The sequence below is a fragment of the Limnospira sp. PMC 289.06 genome (genome assembly GCF_032350395.1).
Lineage (GTDB): Bacteria > Cyanobacteriota > Cyanobacteriia > Cyanobacteriales > Microcoleaceae > Limnospira > Limnospira platensis.
This window is the reverse complement of record NZ_JARPLC010000094.1, coordinates 5,424-5,746: the sequence shown is the minus strand read 5'-3', so window position 1 is coordinate 5,746 and position 323 is coordinate 5,424.

The following is a 323-nucleotide window of genomic DNA, read 5'->3' as shown; positions in this document are numbered from 1 at the left end:
GAACCCGCCCCTACCATTAATTATCCATATTTATCAATGCGATCGTATTTTATTCGCCACTTGTTGATTTTTTATTCAATTTTTAAAAAATTGTTCCGACAAATTAGCGCCAACAGCTTGACAAGCACCCGGAACTAATGATATCATATTGACATATTCTTAAATAATGGAAAATTTGCTTAAATAAAAATTTAGCCAATATTCCCATTATCTAAAATGATAGCACGAACTCCCCCAAAAAGCTACCCCCCCAGACCAAAAAAAATTTTCGCAACATTTCTTAACTTTTTGTTACAAAACTTAACATAACCCCGAAAGTAGCT